This is a genomic window from Kitasatospora sp. NPDC091257, from assembly GCF_044757675.1.
In the GTDB taxonomy this organism is placed as follows: Bacteria; Actinomycetota; Actinomycetes; order Streptomycetales; family Streptomycetaceae; genus Kitasatospora; species Kitasatospora lactacystinica.
Genome location: NZ_JBIVVI010001210.1, coordinates 1 through 2669, shown reverse-complemented (window position 1 = coordinate 2669; position 2669 = coordinate 1). Strand labels below are relative to the sequence as shown.

Sequence of the window (2669 nt, the reverse complement as noted above, 5' to 3'; positions counted from 1 at the left end):
TTGTCGAAGGCGAGCAGCGACGCCTGCTTGTAGGGGGGTCAACGGTGTCGGCAAGAGCCACCTCGGTGCTGGCCGCCGCCGCGCTCGGCGAGCTGTGCGTTCCGTTGCTCGAGCTCCCCGACTCCCGACCCCAGGGCCTGGCCGGGCAGGTGATCGCCGCCCTTTACACCGGAGGCGACCGGTTCCTTCGCACCGGGCACCCGCGCACGGAGACGCTGCTGCTGGCCGCACTCCAAGTGCACCGGTACGAGTCGCTGCCGGCAGTAGGAGACGGGCGCACCGTGCTGGAGGACCGGGGCCCGGCCTCGGTCACCGCCTACCAGGCCGCCGTCCTCGCCGAGGCGGCCGGCGCCACCGAAACCTGGTTTTGGGTAGGGCCGCCTCGGTGCCGGGCGGGACGAGCCGCCACTGGGTGATGCGGCCGTTGTCGTCGCCGGTGACCAGGGTGTGCTCGCCGGTGGGCTGTGCCGAGGCGCCGCCGCGGGTGGTGAGACGGGTGGCGAGGGCGTCGGCGCTCAGGCTCATGGTGGCGAGAGCGTGCTCGTAAGCGCGTGGGCGGGCGAGGGGATCGCGTGGGACGTACGTCGCTAGATTCATCCTTTCGGACGAAGGCAGCCCGGAGAGGTCACCAGCATCCGGCATCTGCCCAACACCCCTGCGACCAGCGCTGCCTGGCGGTTGGCGGGCACAGTGTGGCCGACGCGGACGAGGAGGTGCTGGTGGGCAGAGGCAGCTGGCATGAGGCGGTTGTGAACGGCGCTCGGAGAGCGAAGGCAGACTCAGGAGCACGTTGAGCCACGTTCGGGTCTGCCCGGCTTGTAGAGTGCGAGCCTTGTACGCCACGCCCGCTGGAGCTGATTGTGCGCATGCTCGCTGCCCGTCTCCAAGCAGTTGGTCGATGGGAGTCCCGCTCCTGGGTCGGATCGGGGGTGAACCGTGGCGATCAGTGACGCGACCATTGCGCAGACATTGTCGGCGTACCTCGAGCGGTTTCAAGAGGAGACCGAAGCGCTGGCCGAGCCGTTGCGGCTCCTCGACGAGGGCTCCGAGTTCGCGTCCCGACGCACCTTCCCGATGCACGTGACGGTCGGCGCGCTCCTGGTCCGCGATTGCGAGGTGCTGCTCATCGACCACCTTGCTTACGGGATCACGCTGCAGCCGGGCGGCCATCTCGAACCCACCGATACCACGTTGCTCAGGGCGGCGCTGCGCGAGCTGACGGAGGAGACCGGCCTTGACGAGTGCCACATCGCGGCGCTGTCGCCGGTCCCGGTCTACGTCGAGTACGGCCTGGTGCCGGCGCGGCCGGAGAAGGACGAACCGGCGCACCACCACCTGGACATCGGGTACGCCTTCTCGACGGAACGTGCCGAGATCGGGTTCCTCCAGGAGACGGAGGTGACCGGCGCGGCCTGGTACCCGTTGGACCTGGCCGTGAGCGTGGTCGGGGAGCGTGTCGCTCGGGCGTTCGACGTCACCGCGTAGGCCCTCCGAGGCGGGCGTGACACTGCGATGTCCGCACCACGGCCCGGAGGCGTCCCCCGGTACCGGGTCGGCGCAGCCTCGCTCACTCGAGGACCGGCTTGGCGTTGCGGCTGCGCTTGAGCTCGTAGAAGCCGTCGGTCTGCGCGACAAGTACCAGGCCGTCCCAGAGCTTCCCGGAGTCCTCGCCGCGGAGGGCCTGGCGCAGCACGGGACCGAACAGGGCAGTACCGGCGATGCGCAGGACGGGGGTGCCGACGTCGAGTCCGACCTCGTCGAAAGCCTCGTGGTGGGAGGCGATGATGCGCTGGTCGTAGCCGATGGCGGTGGTGGCCGAGGCCAGGGCGGCGGGCAGCCTCGTCTCGGCGAGGGCCTCGGGGATGACGGTGGGGTCGTCGCGGCGGCGCTGGTTGTGCAGGCGGGTGCCGATGGCTGTGTACAGCGGGCCGAGGATCTGGGGGCCGGCGTGCTCGGCGGCGGCCGCGCACACCCGCACCGAGCCCCAGGCGCTCTCCATCAGCGCCCGGTATTCGGCGCTGAGGCCCTCGCCTGCGCGTTGGACGAGGTTGAGGTAGGCCAGTGACATGATCCGCCAGTCGGCGCGGATGGGGCGGACCTTCTCGACTTCCAGGAGCCAGCGGGAGGTGACCCACGCCCACGGGCACAGCGGGTCGAACCAGAAGGGCACCTCAGTGCGGGTCAGGTCGTCGTCGTGGAGCATCGGGTGGGCACCGTCCTTGTCTCGGTTCGGTCGTGCGGAGTGTCGTGGTGGGTCAGGTGTCGAACAAGCCGGCCTGGACGGGCTGGTTGGCCTTGGCGGTGCGTCCGGCGGTCTTGAGCAGGGCCGTGAGGCTGTTTAGGCGCGGGTCGAGGTCGGCGGCGGCGATGAGGTGGAGGAAGATTTTCGTGGTGACGTCGACGTCGTCGGGTGCCCGGTGGCGGTTGGGCGGCTGGGGGATGGTGAAGTGGGCCAGGAGCGTGTCGAGCTTGTAGTTGGGCAGGCCGGGGACGAGGTGCTTGGCCAGTGGGATGGTGTCGATGAGGTTGGTGCGGGCCAGCGTCGGGCAGTGCTCGGCCTGGTGGTGGAGGATGTTCGCCTCGGTGGCGGCGTGCTGGGGGATGGTGAAGTGGGCCAGGAGCGTGTCGAGCTTGTAGTTGGGCAGGCCGGGGACGAGGTGCTTGGCCAG

General features: G+C 70.0%; 4 protein-coding genes. 2 read left to right on the top strand and 2 right to left on the bottom strand.

The window, feature by feature from the left end; all coding sequences use genetic code 11:
* The first annotated feature begins 44 nt into the window (after positions 1-44).
* Positions 45-416, top strand: a complete 372-nt coding sequence (locus tag ACIQOV_RS36380) for a hypothetical protein (protein ID WP_331768696.1) — start codon at positions 45-47, stop codon at positions 414-416.
* A 520-nt stretch (positions 417-936) separates the two neighbouring features.
* A complete protein-coding gene (locus tag ACIQOV_RS36375; RefSeq protein WP_331768697.1) occupies positions 937-1485 on the top strand; it encodes an NUDIX domain-containing protein in 549 nt (182 codons plus the stop codon).
* Positions 1486-1567: 82 nt separating this feature from the next.
* On the opposite strand, the gene ACIQOV_RS36370 is transcribed toward ACIQOV_RS36375, so the two are convergent.
* Both ACIQOV_RS36370 and ACIQOV_RS36365 read right to left on the bottom strand, forming a co-directional pair.
* A complete protein-coding gene (locus ACIQOV_RS36370) occupies positions 1568-2203 on the bottom strand; it encodes a disulfide bond formation protein DsbA (RefSeq protein WP_331768698.1) in 636 nt (211 codons plus the stop codon).
* A 52-nt stretch (positions 2204-2255) separates the two neighbouring features.
* A partial coding sequence (locus ACIQOV_RS36365) for an exonuclease domain-containing protein (protein WP_401055083.1) occupies positions 2256-2669 on the bottom strand: 414 nt, incomplete at its 5' end.

Bases quoted from the DNA above. Each gene is read 5' to 3' on its own strand.
- ACIQOV_RS36370 (WP_331768698.1), bottom strand. From the start codon at position 2,203: ATGCTCCACGACGACGACCTGACCCGCACTGAGGTGCCCTTCTGGTTC.